Below are 15,467 nucleotides of genomic sequence, written 5' to 3'. Positions count from 1 at the left end.
TGCCGTTACAGTAACCTTTACGGCAAACCACAGGCTAACTGCAGTATCGTTAAATCATCCGGCAGCGGCTGCTCCGGCGTTATTGCCAGTGCCTGTAACACGCCGCTGATAGCCGTATGCTGCTGGCTAATACCAACTAAATACTGCAGTTTTTCCTCATTATCTGCCGGCGGCAGCATATCCAGCATACCGTCAGACACTAACACCAGGCGGCTATCGCGCTGCAGTTGCAGGCTGTGGTTAGTGTAGCTGGCAAAATCAAACATGCCGACCGGTGTACTTTTTAGCGGCAGATAACGGGCATCCGCCCCCTGATGCAGCAACGGCCACGGAAAGGCACCGGCATTGGCATAGCTTAGCCCGCCGTTTTCGGTATCCAGTACGGCATAAAACAGCGCAATATATTTGCCGATTTTTTCCTGCAGTAATTCACGGTTTAACGCCGCCAGCAGTTGTGCGGGATCGAGCAATATTGCAGAGCTGCCGCGGCGGTAACGCTCCAGGTTGGCACTGATAAAACGTTTTAAGTACACGGTAACAAAGGCCGACGCCACGCCGTGGCCCGACACATCGGCAATATAAAACACCACTTTGTGCTCGTCGGCAGCAAAGTAGTCAACAAAGTCGCCACTCATAAATTCGGACGGATACAGCACATGGCTAAACTGATAAGCGCCAAAACTCGCCTCTGGCGGTGGCAGCATTTTAAATTGCACCTGCTTACCGGCGCGCTCGCCGGCTTCCAGCTCAGCCAGCGTTTGCTGCAACTGCTGATTACTGGCTTCAAGCTCAGCCGTTCTGGCCGTTACCTGCTGCTCTAAGCTGGCATTTAACTGCGCCAGTTGCTCTATCGCGACAAAGGCGCGCAGTGCCGACACCACTGTGGTGCTAAGGCGCTGCACAGTAAGCTCGGTTTTGGCGCGATAATCGTTAATATCGTAATCCTGCACCACGCGCTGCTCCGGTGCCTGACCAGGCTGGCCGGTGCGCAGAATAATGCGTACCACATCGTTATGCAGCTGCTCACGGATATAGCGCACTAAGGTTAAACCGGCGTCATCGGTTTCCATCACCACATCCAGCAAAATTAAAGCAATATCAGCATGTTGCGCCAATATCTCACGCGCTTCAGCGGCACTGTAAGCACTGATAAACTCAAGTTTGTGCTGTAAAAAATTAAAATCACGCAGCGCCAGCCGGGTGATCTGGTGTATTTCTGTGTCATCATCGACAATTAATACCTTCCAGCTGGCCAGCGCTTGCTCTGGTTCATCACGGTCAGCGGCGAATAGCAGAACATCGTCATCCGTATTGTTTTTCTGCGTAGCATCAGCGTGCTGCGACATCTGGCCTCCCTTGTACTGCCTGACAACTGCATTAACTATAGCTGCCAGGCACAGGGTGCGCGATGTTAACAGCAGCGGCTGTTTTTACTACACAGAATTATGCGCTGCACTTTGCAGCAACACGCTAAAACAGGTACTTTTGCAGCATTTTTTTCACAACACTATTATCTTACGATAGACTTAAGCTCACAACCGCAATTAGCGAGTAGCACATGCAAGCTCTGATTGTTGAACCCAGCCCCACTTATCAGCGCATTTTATCCCGAATGCTGGAAAGTTATGACTTTCAACTTACCTTTGTCGACTCTGCCACTGCCGGCTTTCGCGCTTTAACGCAGCATCAATTCCAGATGATTTGCGTTGCCATGTACCTGCCAGATCTTACCGGTATCGACTTTTGCCAGCACGTGCGTCAGCGTAACAGCGAGGTACCGATCTTTATTGTGACCTCAGAGACGGATCCGGAACTGCTGTCATCTGCACTGACGGCCGGTGCCAGCGATATCATCCGTAAAGATGATTTACCGCGGCTGGAAGAAAGCCTGCATGCGCTTATTCCGCTGGGACCATTTCGTTACAACATCAGCGGTAAAGCACTGTACCTGGAAGACAGCCTGACGGTTGCCAAAGCCACAGATGCGAAGTTAAAACGGCTGGGCTTGCAGATGGATCATGCTTTTTCCATCCAACAGGCACTGCAGTTACTCGACAACAATAAGTACGAACTGATCATGACCGACATCGTGCTGCAGGATAACGAAACCGGTATTGATTTTATTCAGCGGCTGCGCGCCGACAACCGTTTTGCGCAAACACCGATCCTGGCCGTTACCAGCCTGGAGAGCGTGCACCGCCGTATTCAGGCGCTGCAATCCGGCGCCAATGACTATATTTCCAAGCCGGTGCTGGACGAAGAGCTGTTTGCCCGGATAAATAACCTGATCTCTGCCACCCGTTTAATCGAACAATTAACGCGCGAACGGCAGCGGCTGCTGGAGCTGGCGACGAAAGACCACCTGACCGGCTTGTATAACCGCCACTTTCTCACTGAGCTGGCCAAGCGCCGTTTTGCCGAGGCTAACCGCCAGCAACAGGCACTGGCTGTGTTGGTACTGGATATTGATCACTTTAAACAGATAAATGATCAGTTTGGCCATCAAACCGGTGATAAAGTCTTAAAACGTGTCGCCACTGCGCTACAAGCGCAGTGCACAACAGAGCAATACCTGGCGCGTTTTGGCGGCGAAGAGTTTGTGCTGTTGTTACCAGATTGCAATCTCAGTACAGCACACGACAAAGCCCAGCAACTGTGCCAAGCCTTGCAACAGCTGCAACCAGAAGGCATCAACACCAGTGTCAGTATCGGTGTGGCTTGTCTTAGCACAGCGCGGGAAGAATACTTCGATGAGGTATTTGCCCGTGCCGACAAAGCGCTGTATCAGGCAAAACAGCAAGGCCGCAATCAGGTAATTGCACTGGCACCCTAGCCTGTGCACCCCCCAATTTAGCACATAGCTAACACAGGCTTTGTTACACTGGCTAAATGGCGTTATATCAACAACGCCGCGATAATCCCGGCGTTACTTTAACCCCAACGCCGAACGTACCGAGTTAGCAAAGTCGGTGAAGCGTTCTGTCAGGCTGCGTTTTACACTGATGCTCACCGAGCCTAAAACCGAATAGCCCTCAATGCGGATAAAGTGGGTTTTATTTACCCCCGCCCTGTCAGAACTGACACTGTTGCTGCTGGACGAAGCGATATTGTTAATATCGCTCAGCACCGCTACATGCTCCGGCACCTTAATATCTATACTGCCAAGCCAGTTGCGGGTGTACAGTGTTACCTGCGGCTGGTCAAATACGGCGTCGGAAAAATCCAGCTCTACCGATGACAACGCATTAATAATGGTCAGTTGCTGCGGCACCCGCCAAGGCCCGCTGCGCTCATCACTGCTTAGCACCGACACCAGCCGGTCGCTGTCGGCCGCATTTGCACCGCGCTCTGCTTTAGGCTGTGGCTTAGCAAAACTCTGAGCCCACATGGCGCGGTATTTCGCATCCGGCAATAAGGTTAAATCGGCCACTTGTTCTGCCAACAGCAGATGCTCATCAGAATTGGTGGCAATATCCAGCCGACGCTCAAAGGCTTGTTCAGAAATCACGCCGTGGCTGTAGTTCATAATAAGCTGGTCTATTACTTCTTCCCTGACCTGGGCTATCGGCCTGTCTTCAAGTTTTACGCCTGTAGTATCAAGTGCCATGCTGTTCTCCCCTTACCGGCTGATGCCTTATCCATGTATCAACGCTACGCAAATAACTATCAGCATGGCGTACATTTGCCGGTTCAGAAAGAAAAAAAGTGTAAGCGTGTTTAACAGCCGGCTTACACCACTTTAGAGTACCGTTGCTGGCCCTGGGTTAAATAGGCATCAAAACAGGCGCAGATGCTGCGCACCCACAACCGGCCGGCCTCGGTTACCTTAATGCGCCCGGCATACACTTCTACCAAACCATCTTCCATAAACGGCTGCAAGCGCTCTAGTGCCTCGGCGAAGTATTGCCAGAAGCCATTAATGTGCCAGCGCTCGCTAAAGGCTTCAACATCCAACTCGAAGTGACAGATAAGCTGACTGATTAGCGCCGCGCGCAGTTTGTCGTCGCTATTTAAGCTAAAACCGCGCTCTACCGGCAGTGTGCCGGCACTAATCGCACTGTAATAATCAGGCAAATTTTTACTGTTTTGCCACAATACGCCACTTACCTGGCTAATGCTGGACACCCCCAGGCCAATTAACGCATCTTGCCCTGCGGTGGTATAGCCCTGAAAATTACGCTGCAGCTTACCGGCTTGCCGGGCTTTGGCTAAGGCGTCACCTGGCCGGGCGAAGTGGTCCATGCCAATAAACTGATAGCCGGTCGCAACAAAGCGGTTAATGGCCAGCTGCATCAGCTCCAGCTTTAACGGCGCATCCGGCAGGCTGCTATCGGCAATTTTACGCTGCGCAGCAAAACGCTCAGGGATATGCGCATAGCTAAATAACGAGATCCGGTCGGGAGTAAGGCGGATAATTTCCTCGACCGTTTCAGCAAAACTGGCGCTCTGCTGAAATGGCAAACCATAGATAAGATCCAGGTTTATCGAGCTAAAGCCGAGCTCGCGGCTAAGCGCGACCTGATGGCGGATAAGGTCGGTGTCTTGTTGCCGGTTAATGGCAATTTGCACTTTTTCGTCTAAATCCTGCACGCCAAAGCTTACCCGGTTAAAGCCCAGCGTACGCAAATGCCGCAGCTTGTCGTCACTGCAACTGCGCGGGTCAATTTCAATACTGATTTCCGCATCAGTATTTACAGCAAAATGTTGCTGCAGCAGCGCCATTAACCGGCTTAACTGTACTTCAGTTAAAAAGGTGGGCGTCCCACCACCTAAATGCAGCTGATTAATACGTTTACTGTCCAGTAGCGGCGCATACAACGCCATCTCCTGCGCCAACGCATCAAGGTAAATATCGGCCTTATGCTGATGCCGTGTCACCACCTTATTGCAACCGCAGTAATAACAAAGCTTATGACAAAACGGGATATGCAAATACAGGCTAAGCGCGTTTGAGCTTTGGCCGATGGCGGTTTGGATCTGTGTGTGAGCAAAATCAGGGCTTAATGCCAGCGCGGTGGGGTAAGAGGTATAACGCGGGCCGTTAATATTATATTTGCTGATTAACTTAGGGTCCCACTGCAGCTTGTTTGTATCCGGCGCCATCTTGACCTCTGTAATTACGCTTAGCTTAGGGTGCGAAGCGCCAGTATAACGTCATTTCGCCGGGGTAACTTTGATCTGCCGCAGGCGACAAGCCGGTTTAAAATTATTAGCGGACGGTGTATTAAACAAACTTCTGAAAAGTGATGGCAGAATATACTGCGCTATTTTAGCGGGATAGCAGACAGCAAATGGCACTGACTACCTTTGGCTGTATCGTCATATTTACCAACGCCTTTTAAGTTACATAAGCAACAAAATCGGTGACACCAACGTCATGCCCCAACTGGTGCAACAGCGTGGTTAGCTGGCCGCGGTGATGGGTTTGATGGTTAAACATATGCGCCACCGCCACCCAGGTGGGGTGTTGGCGTAACTTACCCTGAGAATTGTGGTACTTCATGGTACCGGCCAGCTGCACAGCGGTTAGCTCATCGGCAAACTGCGTTATCACCTTGTCGGTCGCCAGCCTTTGGGCGCTAAGTTCAGTAAAGTCGGCATACAGCTCATCGCCTAATGAACTAAACTGCTGCACCAGTTGCGCCTGCTGCAACGACTCCATCGCAGGAAAGGCGCTGGCAAAGCGGCCAAGCCAGATGCGATCAGCCAGCAGAATATGATTGAGCGTACCGTGAATGGAGCCGAAAAAAGCGCCGAGATCGTTTTTGCGCTCGCTATCGCTTAACCCTGCCACCAGCTGATACAGCCGGGCATTAAACTCGCGGTTATATTTGGCAAAAGCCTGCATTTGCTGTTGATGTGCGCTCATTATTCAGCCTCCTTTAGCTGTACTGCCAGCCGTATTCGTTGTCTGAACCACAGACACTGCATGCGGGATCTTTTGCCAGATTAAACTGGCGCCACTGGCTGGTTAAACCATCAAAAAGCTGCAATTTGCCATACAGGGGTGTACCAACACCAGCAAGGATTTTTACCGCCTCCAATGCCTGCATTACGCCGACGATACCCACTACCGGGCTTAAAATACCCGCTTCCATACAGCTAAGTTGCTGCTCGCCAAACAGCTGGCTTAAACAGTGATAACAGGCACTGTCGCCCTGCATACTAAAACTGGCCAGCTGGCCTTCAAAACGGATAGCGGCGCCGGATACCAGCGGTACTTTAGCCTTTACACAAGCGGCGTTAATCGCATTGCGGCTAACTAAGTTATCAGTGCAATCCAGCACCAGCGAATATTGCGGCACCAGCTGCGCTAAGTCATCAGCCGTTAAGCGCTGGCACCGCGCTTCAATAACAATATCAGAATTCAGCTGGCTTAAGCTTGCCGCGGCCTGCGCTGCTTTGCTTAGGCCAATATCGGCTTCGCGGTACAGTATTTGCCGCTGTAAATTGCTACGGTCAATGGTATCGTCATCAACCAGGGTGATATGACCCACGCCACTGGCCACCAGGTAAGGTGCCGCCGCGCAGCCTAAACCGCCCAGACCAATTAGCAGCACTGAGCTGGCCAGCAATACCTCCTGGCCACGAAAGTCCATCTGCGGCAACATCAACTGGCGGCTGTAGCGCATTGCCTGCGCCGGGTCCAGCTCTTTGTCCTTAGTGGTTATGCTCATAACACCTTTTTGCCATTAACTTAACAGCTGCAGCTCGGCCAACTGCTGATATAGCGGGCTTTGCTGCAGCAATTGTTGATGCGTGCCCACGGCCAGTAACTTACCCTGATCCAGCAGCATAATACGGTCGGCATTAATTACCGTGCTTAAACGATGGGCAATGATCAGGCTGGTTTTGCCCTGCATTAACTGCTCCAGCGCTTGCTGTACCTGTTGCTCGCTAATGGCGTCCAGCGCACTGGTGGCTTCATCTAACAACAGCAGTGGCCGGTTTGCCAGCATGGCACGGGCAATAGCGATACGCTGCTTTTGCCCGCCGGATAAACGCACGCCACGCTCACCAAGTTGTGTGGCATACCCCTGGCTAAACTGGCGGATAAATTCATCAGCCCGCGCCGCAACACAGGCGTCAATCACTTCCTGCTCACTGGCATCCGGCCGGCCATAGCGCACGTTTTCCAGCACTGACGTAGCAAAAATGACCGCGTCTTGCGGCACTAAGGCAAACTGGGCACGTAGCTGGGCTAAATCCAGCGTACTGATATCCACCCCATCGAGCAAGATCTGCCCTGCGGTTGGCTGGTAAAAGCGCTGCAGCAACTGAAACAAGGTGGTTTTACCGCCGCCGCTGGGGCCAACTAAAGCAATACGCTCGCCTGGCTCAATCTCCATGCTGAGATGCTGCAATACCGTTTTATCGGCCACTTGCGGGTAGGCAAAACTTAACCGGCGGATACTAAGCGCCCCTGCCACCGCCGCAGGCAGCGCGGCAGGCGTGGCCGGCGAGGCAATATCAACCGGTGCACTGGCCAGCTCAATCAGCCGCTCAGTAGCACCGGCGGCGCGCTGAATATCGCCAATCACTTCGCTGATGGTGGCGGCGCTGCCGGCCACCATGACCGCGTAAAACATAAAGGCGGTTAACTCACCGGCGCTGACGCTACCGGCCATCACATCTTTGGCACCCACCCAGCTAATCAGCACCATAGCGCTGATGCTGAGCAACATCACCGCAGCAATTAACAAGGCGCGGTAAAAAATACGCTGCCGTGCTGCCTGCATTACCTGCTCGATGCGACTGGCAAACTGCTGTTTATCAACCGCTTCGTGGCCATAGGCCTGCACAGTGTGAATTTCATGCAGGCTTTCATCAACATAGGCGCCAACATCGGCCAGCTTATCCTGACTGGCGCGCGATAATTTTCGCACCTTACGCCCAAGCATAATAATCGGCAGCAGCACCATTGGCACCGCCAGCAGCACCAGCGCTGTCATTTTAAAGCTGGTTAGCGCCATCATCAGTAAGCCGCCCACAGCGGTAACGGCTGAGCGCAGTGCCATCGAGAAACTGGAACCGACGACGCTTTGCAGTAAGGTAGTGTCAGCGGTAAAACGCGAGATCACCTCACCGGTACGCATTTGGCTGTAAAAGGTGGGCGACAGCTTAAGCATATGCTGATACACCCGGTTACGGATATCGGCACTTACCCGCTCGCCCAGCCAGGTCATTAAGTAAAAGCGGCAGAACACCGCCAGTGATGTCAGCGCACACAGCAGCAAAATGGCCAGCGTGATTTGGTTTAACCGTGCACTGTTGTTGGCAACAAAGCCCTCATCTACCAATAAACGCACGCCCTGCCCCAACGCCAGCCAGCTTAGCGAGCCAAGCAATAAGCACAGCAGCGCCAGTATTACCCGGCGACGGTACGGCAGTAAAAAGCCCAGCAGCCACGGCATTACCGCATAAGGTGCACTCATCAGTTTGGCTGCGTCACAACGTCAAGCACGGCAGAGGTGGCTTTTAACCCAACCACGGACGCACCGCCCAGTACATAAACCCGGTTATTCAGGTTTACGGCGCCTAAGCCATGGCGTGGCAGCGGCATAGTGCCTGTTTGTTGCCAGCGATCCTTTGCCACCTGATATCGCCACACCTGGCTGTACACCCCGCCATCATTGTCAAAATACTCACCGCCAAACACCAGCAGATCGCCACCCAGCACGGCCGCCGCCAGCCCGCCCTGTGCCTGTGGCATAGCGCTAAGCTGCTGCCAGCTGTTGGTGGCGGCATCAAAGCGCAGTAGCAGTGCCAGGTTAGCCCCGCCGACCTGGCGGCCACCGACAACATAAAACTGGCCATCTAATACCACACCGGTCGCGCTATTAAACGCCTGCGGCAAGGGCGCGGCGTCCGTAACGCTTAAACTCTGCGGGTCAAACAGCCAGTGCAAGTTTACATCGGCCTGATCGCGCCACTGCGCATTCTCTGCCCCGGCTGGCGAGCGGCCACTGGCCAGGTGTACTTTGCCGTTTAGCACCACCGCCACGGTTTCCGTCAGCGGTTTAGGCAGCTTAGCCACCTTGCGCCACTGCTGTGCGGTTTCGTCAAGCAGCAACACATCGCTACTGGCGCTCCAGCGCCCGCCGTCGGCAATAACAAAACCACCGAACAAAAACAGCTGGTTGGCCACCGAGACTAAATAAGCATGGTGGCGCGGCTCTGGCAGTGCCGGTGCCATGGCCCAGCGATCCATAGCCGGATCATAAAGCTGCACGGCGTCAGTCATTTGCTGCTCTGTCTCTGGCAATGCATCACTTAAGCCACCGGCGACATAAATTTTGCCGTTATGTACTGCCGGGTAAATTTCCTGCACGGCAACAGGCATTGGCGCCAGCGTGTGCCAATGCAGGCTGCCGGCTTTGGCACAACCGGGGAACAACACTGCCGATAACAGCAGTAGCTGAAGAAATTTCCACATCTGACACCTCATTTTTTTTCAACTTTACAACCTTTGTACCATAATTAGCCCACACCAGGTTGCAGGATGCAGGCAATGAGTCATTGGATCCAACATTTTCGTGACAACAGTAACGCCGCTTACCTGATTTACTTACTGTTGCTGTTAATCCTTATTGCCGACAGCCAAACCCAGCTTGGTTTTGCTCATGGTGTGCTATACGCGCCGCTGCTATTGTTGGCAAGTTTGCTCAACCAGCCCCAGGTGCTTAATGTCAGCTTTGTGCTGGCCGTGGCGGCAGTAGTACTGGGTTACTGGTTGTCACCTGCTGCACCGGCGGGTTTTGCATCAGTCTATGTGCTGGCTAACCGTGCCGGTGCGGTCATATGCCTATTACTGATTTACCTGCAAACACGCTCCGCCATGCAATTACAACAGCGCGAATCGGCAACCCGGGACAACTTAACGCAGCAACAGCAACAGTTAGAACTGGCCAGCCAGCTGGCCAGGTTTGGCTGCTGGTACCTGGATACGCACAGCAAAATGATTACGCTAAGCCCGCAAGCTGCTAAGCTGCTCGCTGGCAATACAGATACGCAACTTACTGTCAGCCAGTTTTGCCAGTTATTTCACCCCGACTATCGCTCAGCACTGCAGCAAGCCTTAACCGCGTGTCAGGAGCAATACACCGCCTTTGACATCGAGTGCCCATGCCTGCCAAACGAGTCGCCCCCCTGCTGGTTGCGGATTATCGGCCATTGCTGTGCCGACGACAACGCCCTGTTGCAGGGTGTGCTACAGGACAGCAATGCCGTACACCAGAGCGAAATGCGCCTGATACAGGCGCAGCAGCGGTTTCAACAATGGGCCGACAGTATGCCCATAGTAGTGTGGACAGCCGCCAGCGATGGCCAGCTAACCTTTGTCAGCCAACTGATGACCACATTTAGCGGCATGCCAACAGAAGAGCTACTGCTAAACTGGCTGGATATAGTCCACCCGGAAGACCGTGAACGGGTAATGTCACATTGGCAACACTGCCTGCGAACCGGCGATCCGTACAACATAGAGTTTCGTTTTCGCCGTTTAGATGGTCAATATATCTGGCACCTGACCCGCGCCGTGGCAGTATATGACAACTATGGCCAGATTGAAAAATGGCTTGGCTCAGCCATGGCATTGGGGGCAGCTGCCAAACCTGGCCAGGGGCGCTAACTAATTTGTTGGCGCCTGATACCAGTCAGTCCAGCCGGTGGTTAAACGGTATACCGCATAGCTGCTAAACTCGGCGGTCAGTTTGCTGTAAAAATCAAAGTTAGACAAATTCACCGTAATAAAGCAGTTGTAACTGCAATTGACCGGCCGCAGGGTCTGGCTGCTGCTGGCAATAACCCGGCTGCTCAAACCATGCTGCTTCACCAGTTGGCTAACACGCCAGGCATGAAAATCACTGGTCAGAATATAATCAGGCTTCAGGCCGCGGGCGCTGATGCTGTTAAACTCCTGATAGGTGTTATCGCCACCGTTAAAGCAATCAACAGCCAGCTGACGCTGCTGAGACAGCAAATATTCAACATAAGGCTGACAGTGTGCTGTGCTAATCAGTACACTGGCGCGCTCTGGCAACAGGCCTGCCAAGGTGTCGATCCGGGCCTTGGCACAGGCCGGCAAAGTGCTGGCAGAGCCACCACAGCCCAGCAACAAGGTAGTGCTGTCGGCAGTGATGGCATAAGTTGCCACATAACCGCTGTACCAGTGCCGTACCTGATTGGCCAGCCAGGTATTGCCGGCCAGATAGTAAAACGCCAGCAATAGCCACAAGCCCTTTTTACGGTAGCCAATGCAGGCCGCCAATAAGCCCAGCAGCAGCAGATTATGTGGGAATAACAGCGGTTCAAGCAGATCTTTCATCATGTTCAGCCTGATAAAGTTGCAGCAGTAATGCATTACACAGCGCCCAGGGCAGCCACAGCATACCAGAGGTGAGAATATGCCCGGCCAGGCTGGAGACCATTAGCAGTAGCAGGTTAAGCAGCAACAGCACCCGCCCGGCGCCCGTATAACGCAAACGCCAGCTATGGCGGATAAACACCGCAAATACCAGCCCAAACAGGCTAACACCGGCCAGGCCGTAAAACACCAGCAGATCAAACCAATCCAGTTCAGCAAAATACTTTTTCAGGTAAAGCGCTACCCCGCCCTGGCCCACACCAAACAGACGCTCCGGCATAGTGTATTGCTCACTACTCAGCTGCCAGATGCGCCCGGCGTAATAATCCCGGGATGAAAGTAAAATGCCGCTGATACCGCGCTGCTGATAAACAAAGCTGAGTTTATCGTATATGCCCAGCAGTTTAAGCAAGGCCTCACCATTGGCAATAGCCAGTAGCAGCGCCAGCGATACCGCCAGCGCCAGTAGCCCTAATAGCTTGCGCTTTGCCTGCCAGAACTGGCGTTGCTGTAACAACAGTGGCACCAACAGTACCAGCAGCATAACGCCAAATAGCCCGGTTTTGGTCAGTAGCGACAGCGCCAACAGCAGCGCACAGCCACTGACAAAAGCGTAAAGCAGCTTATGCTGCCAGCTTAAACACAACATTGCCGCCGTCAGCACCAGCAGCACGGCAGAGAGCTCATTGGTTGAGTAAAAAAAGCCTTTAATGCCTAAAAACGCTTGTGCCACGCCGTCCAGCGGCTGATAGGCGGTAAAGCCTAAACCGGCGATACCGGCCAGTGCATTAACCAGCAGCACCAGGCTACTGATTAGCAGGCTGTGTTTTAACAGCCTGGCCGCCTGCGCTGGGCTGCGCTGCTTAAGTGCACATAAATAGGCCAGTGCCAGCAGTGGGCTTACAAGCTTAAGCGTTAACTGCACATCGGCCAGCACCCAGCGTATTGGCAACGCCGGCCACTGCAGCATAGGGCCTGGCAGCAGCGCCAACCAGCTAACGGCCAGTGCCAGCAGCAATCTGGGCTGTTGCCAGGCTAGGCTCAGCGCCATCAAGGATAACAGCAGCAGTTTATAGCCTGCGGCCAGGCCGTAACTGCTGCCCAGGGTTTGCAGCAAGGCACCGTTTAGGCAATCAACCAGTAAAAACCAGGGAATAAGACGGCATAACAGCCAGTCGAGTACAGGCTGTAATAACGCCTGTGATGTCGCTGCCGGGGTAGTAGCCAGCATTACTTTTTAAACAACCCAGTCAGGCCTTTACTAAATACCTTAATGCGCCAGCGGCTTAGCACACCCAGTTTATGTTTAAGGTAATAACGCCATTTCAGTGTCACCAAACCATAGCGGCAACTGCTGATAAGCTCGGTAAAGCGAAACGGAATTTGCTCCATGCTGCGCCGGTAAAACATCTGGTTTTGCAAGTTACGCTCGCTCATCTGTGCCCGGTGCTTGGCTACAAACTGCTTATGCGCGTCCAGCCGCTTTGGCGAGTTGGTAATACGGCCCAGCTCATGGCCGACATTCACTTTGTAGCTTGGCGTAGCAATACGCAGCGCCGGGCCATAGGCCTGTACCACGCGCACCCACATGTCGTAGTCCTGAAACGCCGCCAGATTAATATCAAAACCGCCCAGTGCCAGCATCCGGTCGCGCTTTACCAGCGCCTGATTCGACAGTGTGTGTAAATCTAATAATTCTGCCAACCCCACCACCTGCCGTGTGGCGAACAGCCGCTTTTGCACGGTGCCGTAATCCCAGATATAACCCGAGCAGACACAGCTGTATTTATCATCATAGGCGCTGTACAGGCTGCTTAAGCGATTGGGTAAAAACTCGTCATCATCGTCAATGCCGGTAACAAACTCACCTTTCGCTTCGCTAATAGCGCGGTTGCGGGCAGCACAGGCGCCCTGGCCGCTACTCTGGCGAAAAAAACGGATACGCTCGTCGTTAATGTATTTATTCGTTAGCACCTGCCAGGTATCGTCGCTGGAGGCATCGTCTACCACCAGTAATTCCAGGTTAGGGTAATCCTGTGCTAATACCGATTCAATCGCCCGAATTGCCATCTGCACCCGGTTATAAGTGGGCATGTAGACACTGATCAGCGGAAAGTTAGAAGTTGCCATCTCAACACACCTGCGCCATTAAATTTTACCGGTCCAATACCACCACAAATAACGGGCTAACCCCAGCTGGCGGCCAATACGACTGGGCTGCGACAACAAGCGGTAGGCCCATTCTAAATTCAGCTTACACCAAAGTGCCGGCGCCCGTTTAACATTACCGGTAAACACATCGTAGGTACCGCCCACGCCCATGTAAAAACAATCCGGATGCTGGGCGCGGATACGCTGGATTAACAGCTCCTGCTTGGGTGACCCCATGGCCACACTGACAATACGGGTACCACTGTGTTTAATTTGCGCAATCAGCGCGGCTTCATCGCTAAAATAGCCATCAACCGCACCAACCAGGTTCACCTGCTGGCTGCGCAGTTTAGCTGCCGTTTGCTGGTTTACCTCAGGCTTAGCGCCGACAATAAATACCGGCACCTGATATTTCGCCGCCCGCAGCATCAGTTGCTGCCACAGCTCGCAGCCGGGAATACGCTGCACTTTTTTATTCAGCCGTTTTCGCATCACTTTTACCACACCGATACCATCGGCGTAGCGAATATCGGCGGCGCGGATCACCTCATTGATGCGGGGTTCACGCATGGCGGTTAACACTTTTTCCGGGTTAATCGCAATGGCAGAGCCGGCAAACACCTTGCCGTCGTCACCAACGATAAACTGCAGCAACTGCTGCATGTCGTTAAAGGCGGATACCTGTACCGGCCCTACGCTCACTTGCGCAATCTGCCCACTTACGGCTGCCGCTTTGGCATCACTCATAACATTACTCTCTGATAAACTTGCTGTAATTCTGTTACCACCTGCCCCAGCAGGTATTGCTCAGCACTGGCGCGGCCCTGCTGCTGCAGTAATTGATACTGCTGCTCTGACAAGCTAAAAAACTGCTGTAATGCCGAGCTAAGCCGGGCTATCACTTCGGTTTCCTCCCCCTGTTGGCTGACCAGTAAACCATTGATGCCATGTTGCACCTGCTCCCGTGCGCCGTCAGTCTCGGTAGCGATCACTGGCGTATAGCACGCCATCGCCTCGGCCATCACCAGGCCAAAGGCTTCATGGCGCGACAGGCTGATCAAACCACGCGCCTGGCAATACAGCTGCTTAAGCGCTGCGGTATCTTTAGGCCCCACCACCAGCACATTAGGAAACTGCTGCGCCGCATGTTGTAAGCGCGCCAGCCAGGGGCCGCTGCCGGCCACCACCACTTTTTTATCGTGCAGTACTGGCAACAGTGCCAGTAGCCGGTCCATGCCTTTATTCTGATCTAAACTGCCGACATACAACAGATCTATGCTCTTTTCCTGATAACTTAGCCTGTCGGTCTGGCGAAACAGCTCGCTGATGCCCGCCGGCAATACCTGCTTTTTCGCTACCGGCAGGCTAAAATGCTGCGCCAGGGCTTTGCTGGCAAAAATCCACTGATCTACTTTAGCTGCACACCAACGGTATAGCTTGCCCGGCGGCTGGTATTTATAAATGTCACTGCCATGACAGGTCACCACAATTTTTACCTGGCTGTTACGCAGCCATTTGTACAGCAGCGCCAAATAGATGGTCGGATAAAAAAAGTGCACATGGATAATATCAAAGCGGCGCCGGCTCAGGATAAAACGCCAGATAAAATCCAGCAGAAACACCGGGTATTTCAGCACTTTATTCAGCCGGGAGTCACTGTGCCAGCGCATATAATGATAAGCAGGGTTTAACGCGGCCAGCGCCCATACCTGGTTGTGAACAAACTTACCCTGAAATGGGCTGGACGGCTTAGGTCCCATATTGCTGACAATAAGAAGATTAAGATTATGGCTTTGCACGCGTAAATTTCATCCTGACAGCCGCATCGGCTGTGTACAATACTTGTTGTTAATAAAAAAAACACTTAGTTTATAGCACCAGTGTGCAACAAACATAATGCACACAGATATAACCTGTAATAGCTGACGCCCGGCTGAATATCACGACTGTA

At 53.0% G+C, this 15,467-nt stretch carries 14 protein-coding genes; 2 read left to right on the top strand and 12 right to left on the bottom strand.

From position 1 onward, the window contains the following. Positions 1-17 precede the first annotated feature (17 nt). A complete protein-coding gene (locus RNAN_RS01930) occupies positions 18-1,346 on the bottom strand; it encodes a PP2C family protein-serine/threonine phosphatase (protein ID WP_008218226.1) in 1,329 nt (442 codons plus the stop codon). 212 nt (positions 1,347-1,558) lie between these two features. Here RNAN_RS01930 and RNAN_RS01925 point away from each other — a divergent pair, with 212 nt between their 5' ends. After that, a complete protein-coding gene (locus tag RNAN_RS01925; RefSeq protein WP_008218223.1) occupies positions 1,559-2,833 on the top strand; it encodes a GGDEF domain-containing response regulator in 1,275 nt (424 codons plus the stop codon). Between the two features lie 93 nt (positions 2,834-2,926). Here RNAN_RS01925 and RNAN_RS01920 read toward each other — a convergent pair whose 3' ends face one another. The 6 genes from RNAN_RS01920 to RNAN_RS01895 all read right to left on the bottom strand — a co-directional run bounded on the left by RNAN_RS01920 (position 2,927) and on the right by RNAN_RS01895 (position 9,436). After that, positions 2,927-3,607, bottom strand: coding sequence for a LiaF domain-containing protein (locus RNAN_RS01920; protein WP_008218222.1), 681 nt, complete (start codon positions 3,605-3,607; stop codon positions 2,927-2,929). A gap of 122 nt (positions 3,608-3,729) precedes the next feature. Next, positions 3,730-5,103, bottom strand: a complete 1,374-nt coding sequence (hemN, locus tag RNAN_RS01915) for an oxygen-independent coproporphyrinogen III oxidase (protein WP_008218221.1) — start codon at positions 5,101-5,103, stop codon at positions 3,730-3,732. A gap of 235 nt (positions 5,104-5,338) precedes the next feature. Then, positions 5,339-5,869 (bottom strand): DinB family protein, encoded by a 531-nt coding sequence (locus RNAN_RS01910; protein WP_008218212.1) that lies wholly within the window; start codon positions 5,867-5,869, stop codon positions 5,339-5,341. 13 nt (positions 5,870-5,882) lie between these two features. After that, positions 5,883-6,677: a molybdopterin-synthase adenylyltransferase MoeB gene (moeB, locus tag RNAN_RS01905; RefSeq protein WP_008218207.1), complete on the bottom strand. Its 795-nt coding sequence runs from the start codon at positions 6,675-6,677 to the stop codon at positions 5,883-5,885. 15 nt (positions 6,678-6,692) lie between these two features. Beyond that, positions 6,693-8,435 (bottom strand): ABC transporter transmembrane domain-containing protein, encoded by a 1,743-nt coding sequence (locus RNAN_RS01900; protein ID WP_008218205.1) that lies wholly within the window; start codon positions 8,433-8,435, stop codon positions 6,693-6,695. After that, complete coding sequence (locus RNAN_RS01895; RefSeq protein WP_008218203.1) at positions 8,435-9,436, bottom strand: Kelch repeat-containing protein; 1,002 nt, start codon at positions 9,434-9,436, stop codon at positions 8,435-8,437. The genes RNAN_RS01900 and RNAN_RS01895 overlap by 1 nt, the downstream gene beginning before the upstream one ends. Before the next feature lie 75 nt (positions 9,437-9,511). Between RNAN_RS01895 and RNAN_RS01890 the strand changes: the two genes are divergently transcribed. Beyond that, the gene (locus RNAN_RS01890; protein WP_040551451.1) at positions 9,512-10,630 is read left to right on the top strand and encodes a PAS domain-containing protein; all 1,119 of its coding nucleotides are present in this window, start codon (positions 9,512-9,514) and stop codon (positions 10,628-10,630) included. Here RNAN_RS01890 and RNAN_RS01885 read toward each other — a convergent pair whose 3' ends face one another. Genes RNAN_RS01885 through RNAN_RS01865 form a run of 5 tightly spaced genes read right to left on the bottom strand, consistent with a single transcriptional unit; the run spans position 10,631 to position 15,315 of the window. Next, entirely contained in the window at positions 10,631-11,329 is a 699-nt protein-coding gene (locus RNAN_RS01885; protein ID WP_237739876.1) for a hypothetical protein, read from the bottom strand. It abuts the gene before it with no gap. Beyond that, entirely contained in the window at positions 11,310-12,596 is a 1,287-nt protein-coding gene (locus RNAN_RS01880) for an O-antigen ligase family protein (RefSeq protein ID WP_008218198.1), read from the bottom strand. The genes RNAN_RS01885 and RNAN_RS01880 overlap by 20 nt, the downstream gene beginning before the upstream one ends. Beyond that, positions 12,596-13,495, bottom strand: coding sequence for a glycosyltransferase (locus tag RNAN_RS01875; protein WP_008218196.1), 900 nt, complete (start codon positions 13,493-13,495; stop codon positions 12,596-12,598). Before RNAN_RS01875 ends, RNAN_RS01880 begins: the two co-directional genes overlap by 1 nt. An 18-nt stretch (positions 13,496-13,513) precedes the next feature. Then, complete coding sequence (locus RNAN_RS01870; RefSeq protein WP_008218194.1) at positions 13,514-14,263, bottom strand: WecB/TagA/CpsF family glycosyltransferase; 750 nt, start codon at positions 14,261-14,263, stop codon at positions 13,514-13,516. After that, positions 14,260-15,315, bottom strand: a complete 1,056-nt coding sequence (locus RNAN_RS01865) for a glycosyltransferase family 4 protein (RefSeq protein ID WP_008218192.1) — start codon at positions 15,313-15,315, stop codon at positions 14,260-14,262. The genes RNAN_RS01870 and RNAN_RS01865 overlap by 4 nt, the downstream gene beginning before the upstream one ends. Positions 15,316-15,467: the final 152 nt, after the last annotated feature.

Origin of the sequence: Rheinheimera nanhaiensis E407-8, from assembly GCF_000296695.1 — a bacterium.
Taxonomy (GTDB): Bacteria; Pseudomonadota; Gammaproteobacteria; order Enterobacterales; family Alteromonadaceae; genus Alishewanella; species Alishewanella nanhaiensis.
The sequence above is the reverse complement of the archived record's forward strand: the minus strand, read 5'-3'. Positions and strand labels throughout refer to the sequence as shown.